The organism is Arthrobacter burdickii, assembly GCF_030433645.1.
Lineage (GTDB): Bacteria > Actinomycetota > Actinomycetes > Actinomycetales > Micrococcaceae > Arthrobacter_D > Arthrobacter_D burdickii.
This window is the reverse complement of the sequence record NZ_JAROCG010000001.1, coordinates 2,466,734-2,490,616: the sequence shown is the minus strand read 5'-3', so window position 1 is coordinate 2,490,616 and position 23,883 is coordinate 2,466,734. Positions and strand designations below refer to the sequence as shown.

22 protein-coding genes are annotated in these 23,883 nt (G+C 68.2%); 10 read left to right on the top strand and 12 right to left on the bottom strand.

Translation table 11 applies throughout. The features are described 5' to 3' along the window. Positions 1 to 55: 55 nt before the first annotated feature. Positions 56 to 475 carry a DUF3054 domain-containing protein gene (locus tag P5G52_RS11680; protein ID WP_301227541.1) on the top strand — a complete coding sequence of 140 codons (420 nt, stop codon included), beginning with the start codon at positions 56 to 58 and terminating at the stop codon, positions 473 to 475. 39 nt (positions 476 to 514) lie between these two features. Then, positions 515 to 796 (top strand): Lrp/AsnC family transcriptional regulator, encoded by a 282-nt coding sequence (locus P5G52_RS11675; RefSeq protein WP_087075693.1) that lies wholly within the window; start codon positions 515 to 517, stop codon positions 794 to 796. 102 nt (positions 797 to 898) lie between these two features. Here the strand turns inward: P5G52_RS11675 and trpD are convergent, their stop codons facing one another. Then, entirely contained in the window at positions 899 to 1,960 is a 1,062-nt protein-coding gene (gene trpD / locus P5G52_RS11670; RefSeq protein ID WP_301227539.1) for an anthranilate phosphoribosyltransferase, read from the bottom strand. A gap of 148 nt (positions 1,961 to 2,108) precedes the next feature. On the opposite strand from trpD, the gene ctaE reads away from it, so the two are divergent. The 5 genes from ctaE to P5G52_RS11645 all read left to right on the top strand — a co-directional run bounded on the left by ctaE (position 2,109) and on the right by P5G52_RS11645 (position 7,132). After that, positions 2,109 to 2,747, top strand: coding sequence for an aa3-type cytochrome oxidase subunit III (gene ctaE, locus P5G52_RS11665; RefSeq protein WP_301227537.1), 639 nt, complete (start codon positions 2,109 to 2,111; stop codon positions 2,745 to 2,747). Positions 2,748 to 2,833: 86 nt separating this feature from the next. Beyond that, positions 2,834 to 3,625: a cytochrome bc1 complex diheme cytochrome c subunit gene (qcrC, locus tag P5G52_RS11660; protein ID WP_087075697.1), complete on the top strand. Its 792-nt coding sequence runs from the start codon at positions 2,834 to 2,836 to the stop codon at positions 3,623 to 3,625. Positions 3,626 to 3,700: 75 nt separating this feature from the next. Next, a complete protein-coding gene (qcrA, locus tag P5G52_RS11655; RefSeq protein WP_301227534.1) occupies positions 3,701 to 4,723 on the top strand; it encodes a cytochrome bc1 complex Rieske iron-sulfur subunit in 1,023 nt (340 codons plus the stop codon). A 2-nt stretch (positions 4,724 to 4,725) separates the two neighbouring features. After that, positions 4,726 to 6,408, top strand: a complete 1,683-nt coding sequence (gene qcrB / locus P5G52_RS11650) for a cytochrome bc1 complex cytochrome b subunit (RefSeq protein WP_301227532.1) — start codon at positions 4,726 to 4,728, stop codon at positions 6,406 to 6,408. Between the two features lie 109 nt (positions 6,409 to 6,517). Further along, a complete protein-coding gene (locus P5G52_RS11645; protein ID WP_301227530.1) occupies positions 6,518 to 7,132 on the top strand; it encodes a phosphatase PAP2 family protein in 615 nt (204 codons plus the stop codon). Between the two features lie 160 nt (positions 7,133 to 7,292). Here P5G52_RS11645 and P5G52_RS11640 read toward each other — a convergent pair whose 3' ends face one another. The 6 genes from P5G52_RS11640 to P5G52_RS11615 all read right to left on the bottom strand — a co-directional run bounded on the left by P5G52_RS11640 (position 7,293) and on the right by P5G52_RS11615 (position 13,333). Then, positions 7,293 to 8,084, bottom strand: a complete 792-nt coding sequence (locus tag P5G52_RS11640) for a GntR family transcriptional regulator (protein ID WP_301227528.1) — start codon at positions 8,082 to 8,084, stop codon at positions 7,293 to 7,295. Positions 8,085 to 8,205: 121 nt separating this feature from the next. Further along, positions 8,206 to 8,607, bottom strand: coding sequence for a cytochrome c oxidase subunit 4 (locus P5G52_RS11635; RefSeq protein WP_301227526.1), 402 nt, complete (start codon positions 8,605 to 8,607; stop codon positions 8,206 to 8,208). Next, positions 8,604 to 10,334 (bottom strand): aa3-type cytochrome oxidase subunit I, encoded by a 1,731-nt coding sequence (gene ctaD / locus P5G52_RS11630; protein WP_301227524.1) that lies wholly within the window; start codon positions 10,332 to 10,334, stop codon positions 8,604 to 8,606. The genes P5G52_RS11635 and ctaD overlap by 4 nt, the downstream gene beginning before the upstream one ends. Continuing rightward, positions 10,334 to 11,206, bottom strand: a complete 873-nt coding sequence (gene ctaC / locus P5G52_RS11625; RefSeq protein WP_087075708.1) for an aa3-type cytochrome oxidase subunit II — start codon at positions 11,204 to 11,206, stop codon at positions 10,334 to 10,336. The genes ctaD and ctaC overlap by 1 nt, the downstream gene beginning before the upstream one ends. A 170-nt stretch (positions 11,207 to 11,376) precedes the next feature. Next, on the bottom strand, positions 11,377 to 11,757 hold the full coding sequence (locus P5G52_RS11620; protein WP_301227521.1) for a HesB/IscA family protein: 381 nt from the start codon (positions 11,755 to 11,757) through the stop codon (positions 11,377 to 11,379). Between the two features lie 151 nt (positions 11,758 to 11,908). Then, positions 11,909 to 13,333, bottom strand: coding sequence for a dipeptidase (locus tag P5G52_RS11615; RefSeq protein ID WP_301227519.1), 1,425 nt, complete (start codon positions 13,331 to 13,333; stop codon positions 11,909 to 11,911). 116 nt (positions 13,334 to 13,449) lie between these two features. Between P5G52_RS11615 and P5G52_RS11610 the strand changes: the two genes are divergently transcribed. After that, the gene (locus P5G52_RS11610; protein WP_301227517.1) at positions 13,450 to 14,037 is read left to right on the top strand and encodes a DUF3043 domain-containing protein; all 588 of its coding nucleotides are present in this window, start codon (positions 13,450 to 13,452) and stop codon (positions 14,035 to 14,037) included. Positions 14,038 to 14,201: 164 nt separating this feature from the next. Here P5G52_RS11610 and P5G52_RS11605 read toward each other — a convergent pair whose 3' ends face one another. Next, positions 14,202 to 15,281, bottom strand: coding sequence for a quinone-dependent dihydroorotate dehydrogenase (locus P5G52_RS11605; protein ID WP_301227515.1), 1,080 nt, complete (start codon positions 15,279 to 15,281; stop codon positions 14,202 to 14,204). 164 nt (positions 15,282 to 15,445) lie between these two features. Between P5G52_RS11605 and P5G52_RS11600 the strand changes: the two genes are divergently transcribed. Further along, positions 15,446 to 16,552, top strand: coding sequence for an alpha/beta hydrolase (locus P5G52_RS11600; RefSeq protein WP_301227513.1), 1,107 nt, complete (start codon positions 15,446 to 15,448; stop codon positions 16,550 to 16,552). Here the strand turns inward: P5G52_RS11600 and P5G52_RS11595 are convergent. The 3 genes from P5G52_RS11595 to leuA form a co-directional block, all read right to left on the bottom strand. Next, entirely contained in the window at positions 16,549 to 17,349 is an 801-nt protein-coding gene (locus P5G52_RS11595; protein WP_301227511.1) for an isoprenyl transferase, read from the bottom strand. The two genes, P5G52_RS11600 and P5G52_RS11595, sit on opposite strands and share 4 nt — an antisense overlap. Then, a complete protein-coding gene (recO, locus tag P5G52_RS11590) occupies positions 17,346 to 18,092 on the bottom strand; it encodes a DNA repair protein RecO (RefSeq protein WP_087075723.1) in 747 nt (248 codons plus the stop codon). The genes P5G52_RS11595 and recO overlap by 4 nt, the downstream gene beginning before the upstream one ends. Positions 18,093 to 18,164: 72 nt before the next feature. Continuing rightward, positions 18,165 to 19,907, bottom strand: a complete 1,743-nt coding sequence (gene leuA / locus P5G52_RS11585; RefSeq protein WP_301227509.1) for a 2-isopropylmalate synthase — start codon at positions 19,905 to 19,907, stop codon at positions 18,165 to 18,167. A gap of 228 nt (positions 19,908 to 20,135) precedes the next feature. On the opposite strand from leuA, the gene P5G52_RS11580 reads away from it, so the two are divergent. Further along, positions 20,136 to 22,091: a M13 family metallopeptidase gene (locus tag P5G52_RS11580; protein WP_301227508.1), complete on the top strand. Its 1,956-nt coding sequence runs from the start codon at positions 20,136 to 20,138 to the stop codon at positions 22,089 to 22,091. Positions 22,092 to 22,198: 107 nt separating this feature from the next. Here the strand turns inward: P5G52_RS11580 and P5G52_RS11575 are convergent, their stop codons facing one another. Beyond that, entirely contained in the window at positions 22,199 to 23,767 is a 1,569-nt protein-coding gene (locus P5G52_RS11575) for an LCP family protein (RefSeq protein ID WP_301227507.1), read from the bottom strand. Positions 23,768 to 23,883 lie beyond the last annotated feature (116 nt).

The following is a 23,883-nucleotide window of genomic DNA, read 5'->3' as shown; positions in this document are numbered from 1 at the left end:
CTGGTGCCCGAATCTAGTCCACGGGCAGGACGGCGACAACCACTACGCTGGTTCCATGCCCCGCCCCGACCCTGTCCCTCCTCCGGTCGAGCAGGTACGGGAGCGTTCCCGTGCCGTACCTGCCGCCTGGGGAGCCGCCGACGTCGTCCTGATCCTCGCCTTCGCCGCTTCGGGGCGCCGCACCCACGAGCACGGCGTTACCGTGGCCGGTGTCCTGGAGACGGCCTGGCCGTTCCTCGTCGCGTATGCGCTGTCGGCCCTCGCGGTCCGGGCCTGGCGCTCCCCCGCCGCCCTGCGGCCCACCGGGCTGGTCCTGTGGCTGGGCACCGTCATCGGCGGCCTCGCGCTGCGGGCACTGTCCGGCGGCGGGGTGGCCCTGAGCTTCCAGGTCGTCACCCTGCTCGTCCTCGGCGCGTTCCTCCTCCTGCCCCGCGCCGTCGTGCGCTGGATCAGGCGACGCCGCGGAAACCGGTAGCGTAGATCCGAGTCCCCGCCCCCTCCTGAAAGGCACGCCATGATCACCGCATTCGTCCTCATCCAGACCGACGCGTCGCGCATTCCCGAGAGCGCCCAGGCCATCTCGGAGATCGAGGGCATCAGCGAGGTCTACTCCGTCACCGGTGAATGGGACCTGATCGCCATCGCGCGCGTGAGCCGCCATGAGGACCTCGCGGACGTCATCGCCGACCGCCTTTCCAAGGTCGACGGCGTCCGCTCGACGACGACGCAGATCGCCTTCCGTTCCTACTCCCAGCACGACCTCGACGCCGCGTTCACCCTGGGCTTCGACAGCTGACACTGCGGGCGCTGCCCGGAACTCCCCGGGCGAACCGGGCGACGACGCCGCGGAAGGATCCCGTGTCGGCCGGCCGAGCCGGCGGGACAACGAGCCGGGTGGTCAGGAGGACCGGCTGACCTCGACCCACCGCTCGAGCACTCCTGCGGCGGCGCCGGAATCGATCGACGTGCGCGCCCGCTCCATCGCCGTACGGATCCGGTCGACGAGGCCGCCGTCGGCGGTCTCGTCCAGCGCCACCAGGCCCGCCGCTGCGTTCAGGATGACGGCGTCCCGCACCGGGCCGGCCTGCCCGCCGAGAACCGCGCGGACCACGTCCGCGTTGCCGCTCGCGTCGGTGCCGCGCAGCGCATCGACGGGGACGACGTCGAGCCCGAAGTCCCCCGGGTGCACCTCGTGCGCCTGGACCTCTCCGTTCCGGACCTCCCACACCGTGGACGACCCGCTCGTCGTCAGCTTGTCCCGGCCGTCGTCGCCCCGGAACACCAGCGCGCGGATGCCCCGCGCCGCGAGCACCCCGGCCATCAGCGGAGCCATCCGGGCATCGGCGCACCCGAGCGCCTGGGCGGAGACCCCTGCCGGATTGCTCAGCGGGCCGAGGAAGTTGAACGCCGTGGGAACCCCGAGCTCCCGCCGGGGCACGGCTACGTGCTTCATGGACGGGTGGAAGACCTGCGCGAAGCAGAACGTGATGCCGGCCTGCTCGGCGGTCCGGGCGACGTCGGCCGGTGCGAGATCGAGCCGCACACCCAGTTCCTCGATCACGTCCGCCGCACCCGAGGCCGAGGACGCCCCCCGGTTCCCGTGCTTGACAACCTTCGCCCCGGCTCCTACGGCCACGAGCGAGGACATCGTCGAGATGTTGAGGGTGTTCAGCCCGTCACCGCCGGTGCCGACGATGTCCAGGGTGGGGCCGGCCACCTGGATCCGGTGCGCCCGGCCGAGCATCGCCTCCACGAGGCCGACGAGCTCGTCCACGGACTCGCCCTTCGCCCGAAGGGCGATGAGGAAGCCGGCGATCTGGGCATGACTCGCCTCCCCCGCCATGATCGTGTCCATCGCCCAGCGGCTCTGCCCGGTGCTCAGATCGAGGCCCGCCAGAAGGGACGAGAAGATCGACGGCCAGGTGGGTTGCGCCGCGGGAGGGCTTGTTGTCAGGCTCACCGTCCAAGATTATCTACGAATTGTAGAAAGTCATCACGGGGAACTTCCGCGGAATACCGGGCGTTAGGGCTCCCCACCCCTTCGCAGGAGGCTTCGGGGCGCCGTTTCGCGTTGGTGATCGGAATGATCTTGGGGACATAATGAGATCGTGACATCTGCGACCCAAGCCCCCAGTGCCGCCCCGCATCCCGCGCTCAACCGTCCCAACATGGTCTCCGTAGGAACCGTGGTGTGGCTGTCCAGCGAGTTGATGTTCTTCGCCGGCCTCTTTGCCATGTACTTCACCCTGCGCTCCACCTCCAGCGAACTGTGGGCCACGGAGACCGAGAAGCTGAACGTCCCGTTCGCCCTCATCAACACCATCGTCCTGGTGTCGAGCTCCTTCAGCTGCCAGTTCGGCGTCTTCGCCGCCGAGCGCCTGCAGCCGCGCAGGACGGGCGGACTCTTCTCCTTCGCCCGCTGGGGCATGGTCGAGTGGTTCCTGCTGACGTTCATCATGGGCGCGATCTTCGTCTCGGTGCAGGCCTACGAGTACGCAGAGCTGGTCTCCGAAGGCGTCGCGCTGTCGTCCAACCCCTTCGGGTCGGCGTTCTACATGACCACGGGCTTCCACGGGATCCACGTGATCGGCGGTCTCATCGCCTTCCTCTTCATCATCGGCCGCGCGTTCATCGCCCGCCGCTTCGGCCACTTCGAAGCCACCTCCGCCATCGTGGTGTCGTACTACTGGCACTTCGTCGATGTGGTCTGGATCGGCCTGTTCATCATCATCTACTTCCTTCAGTAACTACCTCCCCCAGACTCTTCTACTAGAGGTAGAATTCAATGAAGAAGTCCAGCAGCTCTGGTACCACAAAAGGCAGGAAGCATTCCGTGAAGGCACTCTCCCAGAGGCGGCGTCATCCCCTAGCAGCGTTCGCGCTGCTCCTGATGGCACTCCTCGTCACCGGCGGGATCTACGCCGCCGCCAGCACCGCCAACCAGGCACAGGCCCAGACCACCACATTCACGGCCGACGACGTCGAAGAGGGCAGCAAGCTCTTCTCGGCCAACTGCGCTTCCTGCCACGGGCTGGGTGCCACGGGCTCCAATGCGGCACCGTCGCTCATCGGCGTGGGAGCCGCGTCCGTCGACTTCCAGGTCGGCACCGGCCGCATGCCCATGCAGATGGACGGCCCCCAGGCGCAGGCCAAGCCGGTCCAGTTCACCGACGAGCAGATCGGGCAGCTGGCCGCCTACGTGGCGTCGCTCGGCGCAGGTCCGTCCATCCCGTCCGAGGAGATCCTGGACCCCTCCGAAGGTGACGCCTCCAACGGCGGTGAGCTCTTCCGCGTGAACTGCGCCATGTGCCACAACGCGGCAGCGGCCGGCGGCGCGCTGACCCAGGGCAAATTCGCTCCGTCCATCGACGACACGAGCGAGCGGCACATCTACGAGGCCATGGTTACCGGTCCGCAGAACATGCCCGTCTTCAACGACGCGAACATCTCGCCGGAGGACAAGCAGGACATCATCGCCTTCCTCGACACCATCAAGGAGCAGGGCTCGCCGGGTGGAGCGGACCTCGGTTCGCTCGGTCCGGTCTCCGAAGGGCTCTTCATCTGGGTTGCCGGGCTGGGCGTCGTCATCGCCTTCACCGTGTGGCTCACGTCAAGGTCCTCCTGACCATCCGCGCACGCCTCGAGAACGAATCAATGACAGACCTGCGAATGCAGCACCTAAAGAAGGATGAGAGTGATCATGGCCGACTCCAGTAACGGCGCTCCGGGAACCTCGGTCACCGTCGCTACGCCGGGCCGGGAACTCGACGAGTTCGAGAACCCGGGTCTCCCGCCCCACCGGCCGCGCCTCGCGGATCGTGACCGACGCGCGGAGAAGCGCGCCGAACGCCAGGTCGCCCTGCTGTTCTTCATCTCGGTTCTCGGTACCCTGCTCTTCTTCGCCGGCTACTTCTTCGTCCCGCTCGACCAGTCGGTGGAGCGCCTGCGCCTCCAGAACCTGATGCTCGGCCTTGGCACCGCCTTCTCGATGCTGGGTATCGGCGTCGGTATCGTGCACTGGGCGAAGACGCTCATGCCGGACCACGAGATCACGGAGAGCCGCCACGAGATCCGCCCGGAGAGGGACCGCCAGGACGCGGAGAAGATCGTCAACGACGTCCTCGACGAGTCCGGCATCAAGCGCCGCCCGCTGATCCGCAACACGCTCCTCGGAGCGGCGCTGCTGGCTCCCCTGCCGGCGATCGCGATCTTCCGCGACCTCGGTCCGCTGCCGGGTAACTCCCTGAAGCAGACCATGTGGGACACCGGCGTCCGCCTGACCCGTGACCCGAGCGGTACACCCATCCGTGCCTCGGACGTGACCATCGGATCGGCGTTCCACGTCATTCCCGAAGGCCTCAACGAGATCGAGAACAAGCTCGAGGAGAAGGCGAAGGCAGTCGTCCTGCTGATGCGCCTGGACCCCGAGGAGCTCAACCCCTCTCCCGGCCGGGAGAACTGGGGCTACGACGGAATCGTTGCGTATTCCAAAATCTGCACGCACGTCGGCTGCCCGGTAGCACTGTACGAACAGCAGACACACCACCTGCTGTGCCCCTGCCACCAATCCACCTTCGACCTCGAGCAAGAGTGCAAGGTGATTTTTGGGCCGGCTGCGCGTCCGCTGCCACAGCTACCCATCGAAGTCGACGACGAGGGCTACCTCGTCGCGTCAAGCGATTTCCAAGAACCCGTAGGACCTAGTTTCTGGGAGCGAGGCTGACCATGAGCAGCTCAACTGCGACGCAAAGTTACGTGCCGAAGACGCGCGTAGGAAAGGTCACCGACTATGTCGACTCCCGGGTCGGCGGCTCGGGGATCGTCAAGGAGTTCGGCCGGAAGATCTTCCCGGACCACTGGACGTTCATGTTCGGTGAGGTGGCCCTGTACACCTTCATCATCCTGCTGCTCACCGGTACCTTCCTCACCTTCTTCTACGACCCGTCGATGGCCGAGACGCACTACGAGGGCAGCTACCTTCCCCTGCGCGGCGTCGAGATGTCCGTGGCCTATGCCTCGTCCCTCGACATCTCGTTCGACATCCGCGGCGGCCTGTTCATGCGGCAGATCCACCACTGGGCGGCTCTGCTCTTCGCGGCCTCCGTGGCCGTGCACATGCTCCGCGTCTTCTTCACCGGCGCGTTCCGCCGTCCCCGTGAATTCAACTGGGTCGTCGGTTGCACCCTGGTCATCCTGAGCCTGGCGGCCGGCTTCACCGGCTACTCGCTCCCCGACGACCTCCTGTCGGGCAACGGCCTGCGCATCATCGACGGCGTCATGAAGGCGCTCCCCGTGGTCGGCACCTACCTGAGCTTCTTCCTCTTCGGCGGGGAGTTCCCCGGCACGATGATCATCGGACGCCTCTACGTTCTCCACATCCTGCTGATCCCGGCCGTGATCCTGCTCATGATCGGCGTCCACCTGTTCATGGTCGTGCTCCACAAGCACGCGCAGTTCCCTGGCCCGGGCCGGACCAACACGAACGTGGTCGGCTACCCCGTCGGTCCGGTCTACGCAGCGAAGGCCGGCGGATTCTTCTTCATCGTGTTCGGCGTGCTGGCCGCGATCGCCGCAGCGTTCACGATCAACCCGATCTGGAACTACGGCCCGTACGACCCCTCCCCCGTGTCGGCCGGAACGCAGCCCGACTGGTACATCGGCTGGGTCGACGGCGCCCTGCGCCTCATGCCGGGCACGATCGGTAACTTCGACTTCGAGTTCATGATCCCGTTCCCCTGGGGAGTGAACGCGCTCTCGCTGAACGTGCTGGTCCCCGCCCTGGTCCCCGCGACCATCGTCTTCGCCCTCATGTTCACCTGGCCCTGGATCGAGGCGTGGGTGACCAAGGACAAGCGCGAGCACCACCTGCTCAACCGCCCGCGCAACGCTCCTACCCGCACCGCCGTCGGCGTCGCAGGCGTCGTGTTCTACTGCGTCCTGTGGGCTGCTGCCAGCTCCGACCTCATCGCCACCCACTTCCTGGTGTCGCTGAACGACGTGACCTACTGGCTGCGCTTCCTGGTGTTCTTCGGTCCGGTCATCGCCTTCATGGTCACGCGCCGCATCGCGCTGGCCCTGCAGCGCAAGGACCGCGAGATCGCCCTCCACGGCCGCGAAACCGGACGTATCGTGCGGCTGCCGCACGGCGAGTTCATCGAGGTCCACGAGCCGGTCGACGACTACAAGCGATACAAGCTGGTCAGCTTCGATTCGCCCGAGGTCATGGTGCCCACCGCGGACGCGAACGGCAAGGTCAGCCTGCTCGACAAGGTCCACGGTCGGGCGTCCCGCTTCTTCTTCGAGGACCGGGTCGCACCGGTCACGCCGAAGGAACTGGCGGCGTCACACGGCGACCACCACGACGAGGTTGCCGGTGCGAAGGATCGCGAGTCGATCGCAAGCCACTAGGCTGCTCGCCGAAAGGGCCCGGACTCCTGAGTCCGGGCCCTTTCGCCGTCTCCAGCCCCCTGCCGCCGCCCCGGGTCCCCACGTCCCCCACCTTCCGGAAAGGTCATCCGTGACCGCTTCAGGCACCGCACGAGAGAGATCGGCCGGCCGTTCCCTTGCTGCTGCGATCAGCGAGGTCTTCGCTCCGGCCATCCTCGTGTCGGCCTTCCTCCTGGTCGCCGCGGTTCGGTCGGCGGGCGGACCCGGCGGGATACTCCCCGGCGCCATCGCGGTGGTCTTCACCGCGGCACTCCCCTTCGCGGGGGTGCTGCTCCTCGTGCACAGCGGCCACCTGGTGGACCACCACATCAGTGATCGCCGTCAGCGGGGCCCGGTGCTCGCTGCGACGCTCGTGTCCATCGGTGTGGGACTCCTGCTCCTCACTCTCCTGCACGCGCCCTGGGCGGTCACCGGCACCGTCCTGTGCACAGTCGGGGGCGTGGTCGTCGTCCTCGTCGTGAACCTCTGGTGGAAGCTGTCCGCCCACTCCGCGGTCGCCGTGTTCTTCGTCGTCGGGATCGTGGCGCTCTTCGGCCCGAAGGCCGCACCGCTCCTCCTCGTACCCCCGGCGGTGGGATGGTCACGGGTACGGCTCCGCGCGCACAGCCCGGGGCAGGTCTGGGCCGGCTGCCTCCTCGGTGCCGTCATCGGCGCGGCCTTCGCGGTCTTCGTCGCGGGGCGCTGAGCCGTCCTCGGGCCACCGTGTGCCCCCTGGAGTCCGGCTGGTCCCCTGCGCGGCCACGAAGTGCCCCTGAGTCCCCTGCGCGGCCACGAAGTGCCCCCTGGGTCCGCTCGGACCACCGTGTGCCGCTGAGTCCCCTGCGCGGCCACGCAGTGGCCGGGTGCTACCCGAGGCGCTTCGAGGTGTAGGCCCGCGGCGTACGCACACCCGGCCGCTGCAGGGGCACCCAGAGCTTGTAGCGGTCCGCCCGGTAGTACGAGACCGAGTAGTCGATCATGGCGCGCGCGACGTAGGCATGGCGCTGGATCTTCAGCAGCGGCGCGTTCATCTCCACGTTGAGCAGCCGCGCGATCGCCGGCGACGCAGCGGTCGCCTCGATGGTGTCCTCGCCCCACTCCATCACCAGGCCGTACTTCTCGCTGAGCACGTGGTACAGCGACGTCGGCGGCGGATCATCGAGGATGCCCTTGACGCGGTGCGCGGGGATGAAGTTCTCGTCGACGCTCATGGGCTCCCCGTCGGCGAGCAGCTGCCGGCGGAACCGCACGACCGGCTGCCCGATCTCGATCTGTAGCTCCCTCGCCACGAGTGGCGTGGCGCCCTGCTGCTCGAAGCTCAGCACCCTGGCGTCGGGCACCATGCCTCGACGGATCATCTCCTCCGAGTAGGAGGTCATCTTCATGTGCAGATCCATCTTGCTGCGTGCCACGAAGGTCCCCAGGCCGACGATGCGCTCGAGGACTTCCTCCGCGACCAGAGCGTCGATGGCCTGGCGTACCGTCATGCGTGCCACGCCGAAGTATTCGCTGAGCTGACGCTCGGACGGAATGCCCTCCCCGGGTTCCCCGAACTGCCGCACGTAGCGCCGCAGGCTCTCGCGCAGCTGGACATGCTTGGGCGCCCCGGACGCTGCGTCGAGCGGCTCGGCGTTGAAGGGCCTCGGCAGCACCGCCATGTTGTCCGTCCCCCCCCGATCCTCAGGCCGCCCCGGCGGCAGCACTATCGACTGTACTTAAACGGAAGGGAGCCCGCACGCGACGGGCTCCCTTCGGACGGGTCGTACAGGTTGGACAGGCCTAGTGGGCGTGGTACCCACGGCTGTACTCGAAGACCCAGCCGACCAGGGCGATCACGGCCAGCCCCATCCCGATGTACATGATCCAGAACCCGATCGCGATACCGAGGAAACCGGTCGCGGCGGCGAGCCCGAGGACCAGGGGCCACCAGCTCCAGGGGCTGAACTGGCCCTGCTCACCGGAACCCTCGTGGATCTCGGCGTCCAGACGGTCCTCGGGGCGCAGGCCCACGCGCTTGCCGGTGAAGGCGAGGTAGAACCCGATCATCCCCGACAGGCCTGCCGTGAGGTAGAGCGCGAGGAATCCTACGGGCTCCGACCATTCCACGAGGAAGCCGTACACGGTTCCCACCAGCAGGAAGAACGGCGTCATGTAGACGAAGAGCTTGGTCTCGATCCTCATACGTTCGCGTCCTTCCGGGCGGCGGAGCCCAGGATCTGGCCCGCGGCGTTGTCATCGGGCGTGTGGGTCTGCTGCAGCTCGGGGTGGTGCAGGTCCAGGGCCGGGCGCTCCGAGCGGATGCGCGGGAGCGAGGTGAAGTTGTGGCGTGGGGGCGGGCACGACGTCGCCCACTCCAGCGAGGCTCCGAAGCCCCAGGGATCGTCCACCTCTACCTTCTTGCCGCTGCGCCACGTGATGTAGACGTTCCAGAAGAACGGGATCAGCGAGGCTCCGAGGACGAAGGACCCGATGGTCGAGAACTGGTTCATCGCCGTGAAGCCGTCCTCCGGCAGGTAGTCGGCGTAGCGGCGGGGCATGCCCTCCACACCGAGCCAGTGCTGGATCAGGAACGTGGCGTGGAAGCCGAGGAACAGCATCCAGAAGTGGATCTTGCCGAGGCGCTCGTTCAGCATCTTGCCGGTGAACTTGGGCCACCAGAAGTAGAACCCGGCGAACATCGCGAACACGACAGTGCCGAAGACCACGTAGTGGAAGTGGGCCACCACGAAGTAGGTGTCCGAGACGTGGAAGTCCAGCGGCGGCGACGCCAGGATGATGCCGGTCAGACCGCCGAAGAGGAAGGTGACGAGGAAGCCGATGCTCCACAGCATCGGGGTCTCGAAGGTCAGGGACCCGCGCCACATGGTGCCGATCCAGTTGAAGAACTTCACGCCCGTCGGCACGGCGATGAGCATCGTCATGAAGGCGAAGAACGGCAGCAGGACCGCGCCGGTGACGTACATGTGGTGCGCCCACACCGTCACGGAGAGGGCGGCGATCGAGATCGTCGCGTAGACGAGGCCCTTGTAGCCGAAGATCGGCTTGCGGCTGAAGACGGGGAAGATCTCGGAGACGATGCCGAAGAACGGCAGCGCGATGATGTACACCTCGGGGTGGCCGAAGAACCAGAAGAGGTGCTGCCACAGGATGGCACCGCCGGCTTCCGGGTCGAAGATGTGGGCACCGAAGCGGCGGTCGGCACCGAGTGCGAACAGGGCTGCGGCGAACGGTGGGAAGGCCATCAGCACCAGGATCGAGGTGATGAGGGCGTTCCAGGTGAAGATCGGCATCCGCCACATGGTCAGGCCTGGAGCACGCATGCAGATGATCGTCGTGACGAAGTTGACGCCACCGAGGATGGTGCCGAAGCCGGACAGTGCGAGGCCGAAGACCCACAGGTCCCCGCCGATGCCCGGCGAGAAGGTGGTGCTCGAGAGCGGGGCGTACGCGAACCAGCCGAACGAGGCCGCACCCTGGGGGGTGATGAATCCGGAGACCGCGATGGTGCTGCCGAAGAGGAAGAACCAGAAGGCCAGGGCGTTCAGCCGCGGGAAGGCGACGTCGGGCGCCCCGATCTGCAGCGGCATGATGACGTTGGTGAAGCCGGCGAACAGCGGTGTCGCGAACATCAGGAGCATCACTGTGCCGTGCATCGTGAACAGCTGGTTGTACTGCTCCTTCGTCTGCAGGACCTGCATCCCGGGCTCGAAGAGCTCGGCGCGGATGATCAGCGCCATCACGCCGGCGAAGCAGAAGAAGACGAACGAGGCGATCAGGTACATGTACCCGATGGTCTTGTGGTCCGTCGTCGTGATCCAGTTGACGACGATGCGTCCCTTGGACCGGGGAACAACACGCGGAGCGGCTATGGTGCCGGCTTCCTCAAGGGTGTATTCGAAGGTGGACATCAGCTGCTGCTCCTGGCTGGGTCGGTATCGGGATCATCCTCTGGGTAGGAGTCGCGGTCGTACTCGTCACCGAGCTGACCGTCTTCCAGCTGCGCCATCTGCGCGTCGAATTCCGCCTGCGAGACGACCTTGACGTTGAAGAGCATCTCCGAGTGGTACTGACCGCACAGCTCGGCGCACTTGCCCGCGAAGGTCCCCTCCTTGGTAGGGGTGAGGTTGATGTAGTTGGTGCGCCCCGGGTAGAGGTCCCGCTTCTGCAGGAACGCCGGGACGAAGAACGAGTGCTGCACGTCGCGGGCGTTGAGCTGGAGCTCGACACTCCGGTTCACGGGCAGGTACAGGGTCGGCAGGTCATCGACCCGGCCCGGCTCCCCCGTGAGGTGGGCCTGCTCTCCCGTGGAGTACTTGTCCTCGGTGACGTAGTTGAAATCCCACGCCCACTGCTTGCCACGGACGTCCACGATGACATCGGGGTCCTCGACGCGGGCGTCGATCGTGTTGATGTCGCGCTCGGTGAAGTAGAAGAACACGAGCACCATGAACAGCGGGATCGTCAAATAGAAGATCTCGAGCGGCAGGTTGTAGCTCATCTGCCGCGGGTAGCCGGTGTCGTTCTTCCGGCGGCGGTAGGCAACCATGCACCAGATGATCAGGCCCCACGTGATGATGCCGACGACCAGCGCCGCGATCCACGAATTGACCCACAGATCGGTGATGATCCCGGTGTGATTGGTGTTGTCCCGGTCAGCCGGGAGCCAGCCATTCTGGGCTTGTGCCGAACAGCCGGTCAGTAGGAGGGCGCCAGCCAGCGAGATGCTGGAGATCTTCGCGATCCTGACGCGCTTGCTACCGGTTCGGTCCTGCGAACTCACAGACGGACCTTCCTTTTCTACGTGCGTTGCCACCCGCCCATGAAGCTGCCCGGGGAGCACATCCAGTTTTACTACTCACTGTAGAGCTTACCTGTACGGCCGGCGATCTGGTGACATGCAAAAGGCCCGGAACACACCTCATCGGTGATGTTCCGGGCCCCTGCGACGTGTTAGTGGAAGGAGTCCCCACAGGCGCAGGATCCGCCTGCATTCGGGTTGTCGATGGTGAATCCCTGCTTCGAGATGGTGTCCTCGAAGTCGATGGACGCACCGGACAGGTAGGGGACGCTCATCTTGTCCACGATGACCTCGACTCCGTCGAAGTCCCGCACCGCATCGCCGTCGAGGACGCGCTCGTCGAAGTACAGCTGGTAGATCAGCCCGGAGCAGCCGCCCGGCTGGACCGCGACGCGCAGACGGAGGTCGGTGCGTCCTTCCTGCTCGAGGAGGCTGCGCACCTTGCCGGCTGCGACATCGGACAGGTTGACCTCGTGCACGGGAAGTTCCGAGGACTCCTGGAGGGACCCTGTTTCGGTGGTCGATGTGCTCATAGTGTTTCTCCTAGCTCGGACCCATGGTGTCCGCTCTCAGTGCCGTCCGCGGTGTGGCGCACACGGCTTGATCCAATGGTAGCCGTGCACGCTCCAGACATAACGGACGGGAGGGCCGAAACATTTCCGCCCTCCCGCGCGCGCCGGGCGTTCACGCGCCGGCGAGTCCTTCGTCGTTGAGCCGGGCGAGCAGGATCGCCTCGGCGAGCACGGCCTTCCGGAACTCTCCCAGGTGCAGCGACTCGTTGGCGCTGTGGGCCCGCGAATCCGGGTCCTCGACGCCGGTGATCAGGATCTGCGCCGAGGGGAAGAGCTCGGTCAGGTCGGCGATGAAGGGGATGGAGCCACCCATGCCGGCCTCCACGGGCTGCACGCCCCAGGCCTCCTCGAGTGCCTCCAGTGCCAGGCGCGACGCCGGCTCGGAGGTGTCCGTCTGGAAGGGGCTGCCGGTCTCCCCCGGTGTGAACGTGACCCTGGCCCCGAAGGGGGCGTGGGACTCGACGTGGGCCCGCACGGCGGCCATGGCGGCCTGCGGATCCTCGCCGGGAGCGAGCCGGAGGCTGAACTTGGCGCGCGCCCGCGGCAGCAGCGTGTTGGAGGACAGGGCGACGCTCGGGATGTCCATGCCGATGATGGACAGGGCAGGCTTGTGCCACAGGCGGGAGGCGATCGAGCCCGTGCCGGCGAGTTCGACGCCGTCGAGCACCGAGGCGTCGGAGCGGTAGTCCCGCTCGTCGTACTCGACGGACGCGAGGTCGCCGCCCCGCAGGCCCGCGATGGCGACGTCGCCGGCGTCGTCGTGCAGTGTCGCGATGAGCCGCGCGAGGAGGGTCGGCGCGTCGAGGACCGGACCACCGAACATGCCGGAGTGCACGGCGTGGTCGAGGACCTGCACCTCGATGGTGCCGTCCACCAGCCCGCGCAGGCTCGTGGTCAGTGCCGGCACCCCTACTTTCCAGTTGCTGGAATCGGCGACGACGATCACGTCGGCCTCGAGGTCGTCGCGGTACGTCTCGAGGAACGTGCGGAAGGTCGGCGAGCCGGCCTCCTCCTCCCCCTCGATGAAGAGCGTCACCCCGACCCCGAAGGAGTCGCCGAGTACTTCGGTGAGGGCTCCGAAGGCGCCGATGTGCGCCATGATGCCCGCCTTGTCGTCGGCCGCTCCGCGACCGTAGAGCCTGCCGTCGCGCTCCGTGGCGACGAAGGGCTCCGTCTCCCACAGCGCCGGATCTCCGGGCGGCTGCACATCGTGGTGGGCGTAGAGGAGGACGGTCGGCTTGCCCTCGGCCGCCGCGCGGCGGGCGACGACGGCGGGCCCGCCGGGAGTCCCGTCGTTGTCCACGCGCAGGACGCGGACATCGTCGATGCCGACACCCCGGATCAGTGCGGCAACGGCGTCGGCGCTGCGGTCCAGCTCGGCCGCGTCGAACGCTTCCCAGGCGATGCCCTGGATGGCGACGAGGCCCGAGAGCTGCTCGACGACGCGGGGGAACGCGGCGTCGACGCTCGCCCGCAACTGCTCGACGACGTGGGACCGGTCGTGCGACTGCTCGGTGGAGGTATTCGTGGAAGTCATGCCAGAACCCTACACACGCGGCCCCATGGGGCGGGGGATGCGCCGTCGCGGACCGGCGTCGAAGCCCGCGCTCCCGAGGGGGCGTCCGCCGGACACCGAGCCGGTATCCTGAAGGGGTGTTCGGACGAAAAGAAACCCCGCCTGCCCAGGAAGCCGTTGACAGCGCTTCACGCACCGACGAAGCGCTGCGCGCCCAGGGCAAGGGCGCACCGACGCCCAAGCGCAGCGTGCAGGAGGCCGCGCGGAAACGGCCCCTCGTTCCCACCGACCGCAAGGCCGCCCGGGACCAGAGCCGTGCGAATGTGCGCGACGAACGCGCGAAGACGCGCCAGGCCCTCGATACCGGGGACGAGCGCTACCTGCCGCTGCGGGACAAGGGCCCGAACCGTCGCTACATCCGCCAGTTCGTCGACGCCCGCGTCAACATCGGCGAGTTCCTCATGATCGCCGCCCTGGTGTTCGTGGTCCTGAGCTTCTTCCAGTCCGTCGCGGTGCAGAGCGCCGTCCTGATGGCCTTCTGGGTGCTCATCGTCGCTGTGATCGTCGATTGCGTCCTGCTGCGCCGGAAGCTGAAGAAGAAGCTGACCGAGAAGTTCGGCTCCCCCAACCAGGGCGACCTCTGGTACGGGGTGACGCGTGCGCTGCAGTTCCGCCGCCTGCGCCTCCCGAAGCCGCAGGTCAGCCGGGGACAGTACCCCTCCTGATCCACATCTCCTGATCTGCACCGCCTGATATCTGCACGTCCTGACGCCGGCCGCATGCCGGGCGATTGCAGGAACTGCGGGTGGAGGAAACGAAGAAGCCGGGCCCGCGGGCCCGGCTTCTTCTGTCTGATCAGCGGACCGCGGGACGGCCCGGCTCCGTCCGGTCAGGCCGCGGTGCGGCGCGCGCGCAGCAGGCCGCGGTTGATCCGATGCGCCCAGAAGGGACCCTCGTAGAGGAACGCCGTGTACCCCTGGACGAGGGTGGCGCCGGCCTCCAGCCGCTCGAGGACGTCCTCGGGGGTCTCGACGCCGCCTACGGCGACGATGGCGAGCTGATCCCCCACGGCGGCACGCAGGCGCTTGAGGACCTCGAGGGACCGCGCCTTGAGCGGTGCGCCGCTCAGGCCGCCCACACCCTTGGCCATCACGGTCGCGGGATCGGTGACGAGGTTCTCACGCGTGATGGTGGTGTTCGTGGCCACGATGCCGTCCAGCCCCAGATCCAGCGCGAGGGCGCCGACGTCATCGATGTCGGAGTCCATCAGGTCGGGGGCGATCTTGACGAGGAGCGGCACATGGCGCCCCGCCGCCTCGTCGGCGGTGCGGCGGACCGCTTCGAGCAGGGGCCGGAGCGACTCCACGGTCTGGAGCAGCCGGAGGCCCGGGGTGTTCGGCGAGGACACGTTGACCACGAGGTAGTCCGCCACGGGGGCCAGCTGCTCGGCGCTCACGAGGTAGTCGGCGACGGCATCGGCGAGGTCCACTTTCTTGGTCTTGCCGATGTTGACCCCGACGACCGGGCGCGAACGTGCGCCGTAGCGCCGGGCCAGCCGCTGCCGGGCCGACAGCAGGCGCGGGGCGACGGCAGCCGCCCCGTCGTTGTTGAAGCCCATTCGATTGATGACCGCCCTGTCCTCGACGAGCCGGAAGAGCCTGGGCGCCGGGTTGCCGGGCTGGGCCTGGCCGGTGATCGTCCCGATCTCCACATGCCCGAAGCCGAGCGCGGTCAGCGGAAGCACGCCCTTGCCCGCCTTGTCGAAGCCGGCAGCGAGGCCGAACGGTGAAGGGAAGTCCACCCCGAAGGCGGTGGTGGCTAGGCGGGGATCGGGCGCGCAGAAACGCCGCAGCGCCCATCCCACAGGTGGAAGGTCGGCGACCCGGATGAGGGCGAACCCGATCCTGTGGGCCCGTTCGGCGTCCATTCCGGAGAACACGATCCGGAAGAAGGTCGGGTAGAAGCGCATGCCTCCAGAATTCCACGCGGACGGGGCGGGCACCAACTCAGGACGGGATCGGGCCGCCGCCCCACCAGCAGGGCCGGCAGCAGGTCCGGCAGCAGGGCCGGCAGCGGGGCCGGCAGCAGGGCCAGCAGCAGGGCCGGCAGCAGGGTCGGCGGTAGGGTCATCGCATGGACGAGCTCTGGTCGGAGGACATCCTCGGCGGATCCTTCCGTGCGCTGACACTCCCGCTGGAGCCCGACGACGAGGGGCCGCGCGTCGCCACCCTCGTCGCGTACGAGCCCGACGACGGGCCCGCCGGGGACGACCCGCAGCAGGGCGGACCGACCCGGGCGGTGCTCTACGTCCACGGTTTCAGCGACTACTTCTTGCATACGGAGCTCGCCCGGACACTGCACGCCCGCGGCTGGGCGTTCTTCGCCCTGGACCTCCACAAGTACGGCCGGAGCCTCCTGCCGGGCCAGACCCCCGGATTCACCACCTCCCTCGACGACTACGACGCCGACCTCGAAGCGGCGATCGCGGCGCTGACGGACCGCCTGGCCGCCCGCCGCGACGGGGACTCCGCACCGGCTTCTTCCACGGCCTCTCCCGCAGCCTCTTCCACGGCCTGTTCCCCGACCCCTACCGTCGACCTGGTACTCATGGCGCACTCCACCGGAGGGTTGACCACGGCGCTCTGGGCCGCCCGCAACCCGGGCCGGATCGCTGCGCTCGTCCTCAACAGCCCGTGGCTCGACACCCCGGGCAGCGCCCAGTTGCGGAGCGCCGCGCAGGGCATCCTGGCGGTGTCGCGGCGTCGGCCGAAGACCCGGTTGAGGCTGCCCGAACTCGGCTTCTACTTCCGCAGCATCAGCGACACCCGCGACGGGGAGTGGAGCATCGACCCGGCGTGGCGACCCGAGGCGGGCTTCCCCATCCGGGCCGGCTGGCTGGCGGCCGTCCTGGCCGGCCATGCGGCCCTCGCCCGGGGGGTGTCGATCGACGTCCCGGTGCTCGTGCTCTGTTCGAAGGCGTCCACCATCAGCACCAGCTGGAACAGCGCCATGCTGGAGACGGACAGCGTCCTCGACGTCACCCCGATGGTGCGCCGGGCGGCCGAACTCGGTCCCAATGTGACCATCCGGCGGCTTCCCGGCGCCCTGCACGACGTCTTACTCTCACGCCGCGAGGTGAGGACGCAGGCGGTCGGGATCGCCGCCTGGTGGCTGGACGTGTACGTGCCCGCGTGCGGGCCGTGCCGGGAGGACGGCCGGCCGGGGGGCTTCCGTCCCTAGGAGGACGCGCTGCCTACGGCAGCCTTGTCCACCGCTCCCCCGTACCGGCGGTCGCGTGAGGCGTACTCCTCGACCGCACGCCACAGCGTCCGTCGGTCGACGTCGGGCCACAGCGTGTTCATGAACACCATCTCCGCGTAGGCCGACTGCCAGAGCATGAAGTTCGACAGTCGCTGCTCGCCGGATGTGCGGAGGAACAGGTCGACGTCCGGCAGATCGGGTTCGTCCAGGTACCGCTGGATGGTCTTCTCGCTGACCGACGAGGCCTTCAGGGTGCCGGCCGCGACGTCCTCGGCGATGGCCCTGGCGGCGTCGGCGATCTCGGCGCGACCGCCGTAGTTCACGCACATCGTGAGCGTGCACGTCGTATTGTGCGCGGTGTACTGCTCGGCGTCCTCCAGTTCGCGGATCACCGACTGCCAGAGCTTGGGCCGGCGTCCGGACCAGCGGATGCGGACGCCCCACTCGTCGAGCTGGTCCCGCCGGCGCCTCAGCACCTCCTTGTTGAAGCCCATGAGGAAGCGCACCTCCTCCGGGGACCTCTTCCAGTTCTCGGTGCTGAACGCATACACGGAGACATGCCGGACGCCGATCTCGATGGCGCCCGCCATGACGTCCAGCAGCGCGGCCTCCCCGGCCTTGTGCCCCTCGGTGCGCGGCAGGCCCCGCTCGTTCGCCCAGCGCCCATTGCCGTCCATGACGATCGCCACGTGAGCCGGCACGAACTGGCGCGGGATCGACGGCGCCTGCTCACCGCTCGGGTGGGGCCACGGCGCCACGGGACGATGGTTCTTCATACACGCTCCACATGTTTGAGGGAGGCGACCCCGCGTTCGAGGTGCCATTGCAGGAAGGCCGCCACGAGTCCGGCGGCTTCACGGCGGGCGCCGTTGTCCGACGCGTCCGCGATCGCCCAGTCGCCCGTCAGCAGGGCTCCTAGCAGTTCCATCGTGGCGGCCGACGGCGACGCGGCGCCCGGCGGACGGCACGACGGGCAGACGGCCCCGCCGAGCGGCGCGGAGAAGGCCGAGTGCGGGCCGGGGGCGCCGCATCGGGCGCAGTCCGTGAAGCTCGGGGCCCAGCCCGCCGTCGCCAGCGCGCGCAGCAGGTAGGAGTCGAGGATCAGCTCGGACGGGTGCAGGTTGCGGCTAAGCGCGGAGAAAGCGCCGGCGACCAGCGCGTACTGCGCTCCCCCGCCCTCGCCGATGTCCGTCAGGCGTTCGGCGGTCTCGGCGATGGCAGTCGCGGCGGTGTACCGGCCGTAGTCGGAGGCGATGCCGTGCCCGTAGGCGCCCTTTGTCTGGGCCTGGGTGACGACGTCGAGGTTCCGGCCGTGCGCGAGCAGGAGGTCGACGGACATGAAGGGCTCCAGGCGCGATCCGAACTTGCTGCTGGTCCGGCGCACGCCCTTGGCCACCGCACGGACCTGGCCGTGCTCACGCGTCAGGAGCACGATGATGCGGTCCGCCTCACCGAGCTTGTAGGTCCGCAGGACGACACCTTCGGTGCGGTAGGTGCGGAAGGCTGTCGATGAAGGCACGGGACCATTCTCCCACCTGCCACCCCCGCGGAGCTCGGGAGGCGCGGGGGCGGCGGGCGGAAAGTGCCGGAATCAGGCGGCGTCGCGGATGGCGCGGTTGACGGCGGAGATGACGGCCTTCAGCGCCGCCATCGTCGTGTTGGCGTCGATTCCCACGCCCCACAGCACCCGCTCCCCGACCGCGCACTCGACGTACGCGGCAGCACGGGCGTTCCCGCCGGAGGACAGGGCATGCTCGGTGTAGTCGAGGACGCGGACGTCGACGCCGTCGTGGCTGAGGATGGCCAGCAGCGCATCGATCGGGCCGTTGCCCTGGGCACTCCTGCGCTGCTGCACCCCGTCCACCAGGAGCGTCGCGACGAGCTTGAACGAGCCGTCCTCCGCGGTGTCCGTGTTGACCGACGTCAGCTCGTAGTGGCCCCAGGCCTCGGAGGCGCCTTCTGCACGGGTCGGCAGGTACTCGTCCTGGAAGACCGACCACAGCTGCGCACCGCTGACCTCGCCGCCCTGGGTCTCGGTCCGGCGCTGGATGACGCCGGAGAACTCGATTTGCGCCCGGCGCGGCAGGTCCAGGCTGTGCTCGTTCTTCAGCAGGTAGGCCACGCCGCCCTTGCCCGACTGCGAGTTGACCCGGATGACCGCTTCGTAGGAGCGCCCGATGTCCTTCGGGTCGATCGGCAGGTACGGAACGGCCCAGGGCAGGTCGTCGACCCCGACGCCGGCTGCGGCGGCGTCGCGCTCCATGCTCTCGAAGCCCTTCTTGATGGCGTCCTGGTGCGAACCCGAGAACGCCGTGAACACGAGGTCGCCGCCGTAGGGCGAGCGTTCGGGCACGCTGAGCTGGTTGCAGTACTCGGCCGTGCGGCGGATGGAGTCCATGTCGGAGAAGTCGATCTCCGGGTCGATGCCCTGGCTGAAGAGGTTCATCCCCAGCGTCACCAGGTCCACGTTGCCGGTGCGCTCCCCGTTGCCGAAGAGGCAGCCCTCGATGCGGTCCGCGCCGGCGAGGTAGCCGAGTTCGGCGGCTGCGACGCCGGTCCCGCGGTCGTTGTGCGGGTGCAGGGACAGGATGATGCTGTCCCTGTCCGCGAGGTTCCGGGTCATCCACTCGATGGAATCGGCGTAGACGTTGGGGGTGGCCATCTCCACGGTGGCCGGCAGGTTCAGGATCATCTGGCGGTCCGCGGAGGCCTCGAACACGGAGGAGACCTCGTTGCTGATCCTTGCGGCGAACTCCAGTTCGGTCCCGGTGAAGGATTCCGGCGAGTACTCATAGGTGATCGCCGTGTCGCCCATGTTCTCCTCGAACTTGCGGCAGAGGCGTGCCCCCTGGAGGGCGATGTCGATGATGCCGTCCTGGTCCTGGTTGAACACGACGCGCCGCTGCAGGACCGACGTCGAGTTGTAGAGGTGGACGATGGCGCGGTCGGCGCCCTCGAGGGACGCGTAGGTGCGCTCGATCAGGTGCTCACGGGACTGTGTCAGTACCTGGATGGTGACGTCGTCGGGGATGCGGTCGCCCTCGATGAGCTGGCGGACGAAGTCGAAGTCGGTCTGGGACGCCGAGGGGAACCCGACCTCGATCTCCTTGTAGCCCATCTGCACGAGAAGGTCGAACATCTTGTGCTTGCGCTCGGGGTTCATCGGGTCGATCAGGGCCTGGTTGCCGTCACGCAGGTCGACGGCGCACCAGCGGGGCGCCTTGGTGATGACCTTGTCGGGCCACGTGCGGTCGGGCAGCTCGACGGAGATCTGCTCCTGGAAGGGTCGGTACTTACCGAACGGCATACCGGAGGTCTTCTGTGCGTTTCGCATGGGAATCGGCCTTGTCTGTTGGAACTGAAGGTGCTGGCGGCCGGGCAACGCAGACTCCGCGGCGAGGATTGGCCAGTAGCTCGAATGTCCTAGATGGCCTCGCCGCGGCACCGAAGAAGAGTCAGCTGCGCGCGCACAGTGCCACCATAGCACGGCGCATAGGATGGCTGGCGGGGCGTTCGGACGAGCGCCACCCTGCCCCGCAACACGAGGAAACGGGAAGCGACAATGACGATCAGCACACTCGATCCGGACCATCTCGACCGGACGGTCCGGCCCCAGGACGACCTCTTCCGGCACGCCAACGGCGTGTGGCTGAGGGAGACGGTCATCCCCGACGACCGTCCGCTGACGGGCTCCTTCACCGCGCTGCGCGACGCGTCGGAACTCGCGGTCCGCACCATCATCGAGGACGCTGCCGGGGCGGACGAGGGATCAGCGGACCCTGTCGGAGCGAAGCTGGGCGTCCTCTACGCGGACTTCATGGACACCGACCGCATCGAGGCGGAGGGAGCCGCTCCGATCGTGCCGCTGCTGGAGCGGATCGCCGCGATCAGGACGGTCGAGGAACTCGTGGACCTCAGCGCGGGGCTCACCCGGTCGGGGGTCCAGGGACTCGTCGCACCCTACGTGAGCAATGACGCCGGCAATCCCGAGCGGTACCTGCTCCACCTGTACCAGTCGGGCCTCGGGCTGCCGGACGAGTCGTACTACCGTGAGGAGGGCTTCGCGGAGACGAGGGACAGGTACCGCGACCTGCTTGCGGCACTCTTCGGACTCGTCGCCACGGACGATCCCGTCGGAGCGGCCGACCGTGTGTTCGCGCTCGAGACGCGCCTCGCGGCGTGGTCCATGGGCAGCGTGGAACGGCGGGATCCGCAGAAGACGTACAACCTGGTCCAGCACGACGACGTCGCCGGATTCTCGGGGCACCTCGTCCCCTGGTTGCGGATCGTCACGGACGAGCCGCACCAGTCGGCGGAACTCGTGGTCAACCAGCCCGACTTCGTGCGCGGACTCGACGCGGCGCTCGCTGCGGAGGACCTCGGGACCTGGCGCGAGTGGCTGGTGAGCCGCGTCCTGCTGCATGCCTCCGACTTTCTCGACGAGCGCTTCGTCGACGCCGCCTTCGCCTTCTACGGCACGCACCTCGCAGGGACCCCGCGGTTGAAGGACCGGTGGAAGCGCGGTGTGGCCCTGGTCGAGGGGGCGATGGGCGAGGCCATCGGGCAGCGCTACGTCGAGCGGCACTTCCCGGCCACGCACAAGGCCGCGATGCTCGAGCTGGTGGGCAACCTCATCGCCGCCTATGAGTCGAGCATCACCGGTCTCACCTGGATGACGGACGCGACCCGCGCCAGGGCGCTCGAGAAGCTCGCGCAGTTCACCACGAAGATCGGCTACCCCGACAAGTGGATCGACTACGGGCCGCTCGAGGTCCTGCCGTCCGACCTGTACGGCAACGCCCTTCGCGCAGCGGAGTTCGAGCACCGCAGGCAGCTGGACAAGCTCGGGCAGCCGATCGACCGCGGCGCATGGCTCATGACGCCGCAGACGGTCAACGCCTACTACATGCCGACGATGAACGAGATCGTCTTCCCTGCCGCCATCCTCCAGCCCCCGTTCTTCGACATCGAGGCTGACGACGCCGTCAACTACGGGGCGATCGGCGCGGTCATCGGGCACGAGATCGGGCACGGGTTCGACGACAAGGGCTCCCAGTTCGATGGGACCGGACGACTGCACAACTGGTGGAGCGAGGACGACAGGACGGCGTTCGACGCGCTGACCGGGCGGCTCGTGGCGCAGTACGCCGCGCTCGAGCCCTCGGAGGTCCCCGGCCGGACGGTGAACGGGGAACTCACCCTCAGCGAGAACATCGGGGACCTCGGCGGACTCGGCATCAGCTACCGCGCCTATCTCCTGAGCCTCGGAGGCGCCGAGGCACCCGTGATCGACGGGCTGACCGGGGCCCAGCGGTTCTTCCTGTCCTGGGCCACCTGCTGGCAGCAGAAGATCCGCCCCGAGGAGGCCACACGGCGCCTGACCGTCGACCCCCACTCACCCAACGAGTTCCGCTGCAACCAGGTGGTGCGGAACCTGGACGAATTCCACGAGGCATTCGGCGTGGGCGTGCAGGACGGCCTGTGGCTCACCCCCGAGGAGCGGGTCCGCATCTGGTAGGGCGGCGCCGCCGCATCCCTCCGTCAGGCGGGGTGCGGCGCGCCGGGCGCGTCCAGGAGAATTCCACGCGGGGAGTTCCCGGGTGCCTCCGGGCCGGGCAGGTCGGGCTAGAACCCCGACGACGCCTGGCAGGTCACCTGGTCCGCCGTCTGGCCCTGCAGGTCGCTGCCGAGCGGCGGGACGACGACCCGGGATCCGCTCGCGAGGTCCGCGCCGACGAGCAGCTCGATCCCGACAGCGGTTGCGCTGAACTGCACCTGGCTCGCGGGAACGCCGAAGCGGGCGGCGAGGTCGGCGGCCGCCGCGTCGTAGCCGGTCCCGAACAGGATCTGCGTCGTCTCGGCCGGGACGGACTCGTACGGTGTGGCCTGCGAGTACCCGGCGTCCACGAGGAGCTGCTGCACCTCGGCCGCGCGATCGGCGTTCATCGTCGCGTTGATGACCAGGACGGGAACGGCCGCAGGATCGATGGCCGGCGCCTCGGGAGTGGCCGGCGCCGAGCTGCTACTGGGCGCGGGTGTCGAGGCTTCGGGAGTGGCCTCGGTGAGGCCGCGGTCCTCGCGCAGCGCCTCGAAGAGCGGCGCGGCGCCCTCTTCGTCGAGGACCAGCCGGTTGGGGTCCTCCACCCACGGCGCGGTAGGCACCGTCACGAAGGCGATGTTGCCGAGATCGACGTTCTTCATGCGGTCGGCGATCTTCAGCAGTTCCGTGGGCTGGGACAGGCCCTCGTCGACCGTCAGGTTGCGGGTGACCGTGTCGGCGATCGCGTAGAGCTTGGGCAGGTTCGTCAGCGTGCCCTCGGCCCGCACCTTGCGTGCCATGGACGCCAGGAAGGACTGCTGGGCGGCGATGCGCCCGGTGTCGCCGCCATCGCCGAAGCTGTGGCGCGTGCGCAGGAAGGCGAGGGCCTGGTCTCCCTCCACCTCGCTGGTGCCGGCCGGCAGCGACAGTCCCGAGTATTCGTCGTCCACCGGCTCCTCGACGCAGACCTCCACGCCGCCGAGCGTGGAGGACAGTTCCTTGACCGCGTTGAAGTCCGCCATCATGAAGTGGTCGACCGACAGGCCCGTGAGGTTGTTGATCGCAGCGACGGTGCAGCCCGGTCCGCCCTCCTGGAGGGCGCCGTTGAGCTGGCCGAGGTCCATCTCCTCGGATGACTCTCCCGTCTCGGGATCGGTGCAGCTGGGCAGTGGCACCAGGAGGTCACGGGGGAACGAGACGACCGTGACGTTCTCCCGATCCGCGGAGAGTGTCACCAGCATCATGACGTCCGAGTTCCCCTCACCCGAGGAAAGATCCTCCCCGCCGATGAATTCGCCGCCGTTGCCGGTCCGGGTGTCGGTACCGAGGACCAGGATCTGGAGCGGGTCCGTGCTGGAATCGACCGGGAGGGCCGATTCCCCGCCGAGATTGAGCGGCATCGTGGCCACGTTGGACTGCAGGCGGAACACCTGGACGGCGACGAACGCGACGGCGGCCACGAGGACCGACGCGATCACGATGGCGATCACCCTGAGCCTCCGGCGTGCGTTGCCCAGGTGCCGCCCAGCCGGGTGCGGGCCGTCCGCCTCATTCGTGCTGCCGGCCGTGTCGGGGGCGGTTGCCGCGTCGGGGACAGTTGCCGAAGGGGCATCGCTGGCGCTGTCGGCGCCCTCAGGGGACGTTCGGCGGGTCATGCCCTGGCTCCTTCGGATGGTGTCGGTGCCGGCCCGAGGCCGGCGGGGTTTTGTCCCTCGCTCACCGCGGCCGGTGCAGCGGCCGGATCACCGCTGCGCCTCGGGCGCGGTGATCG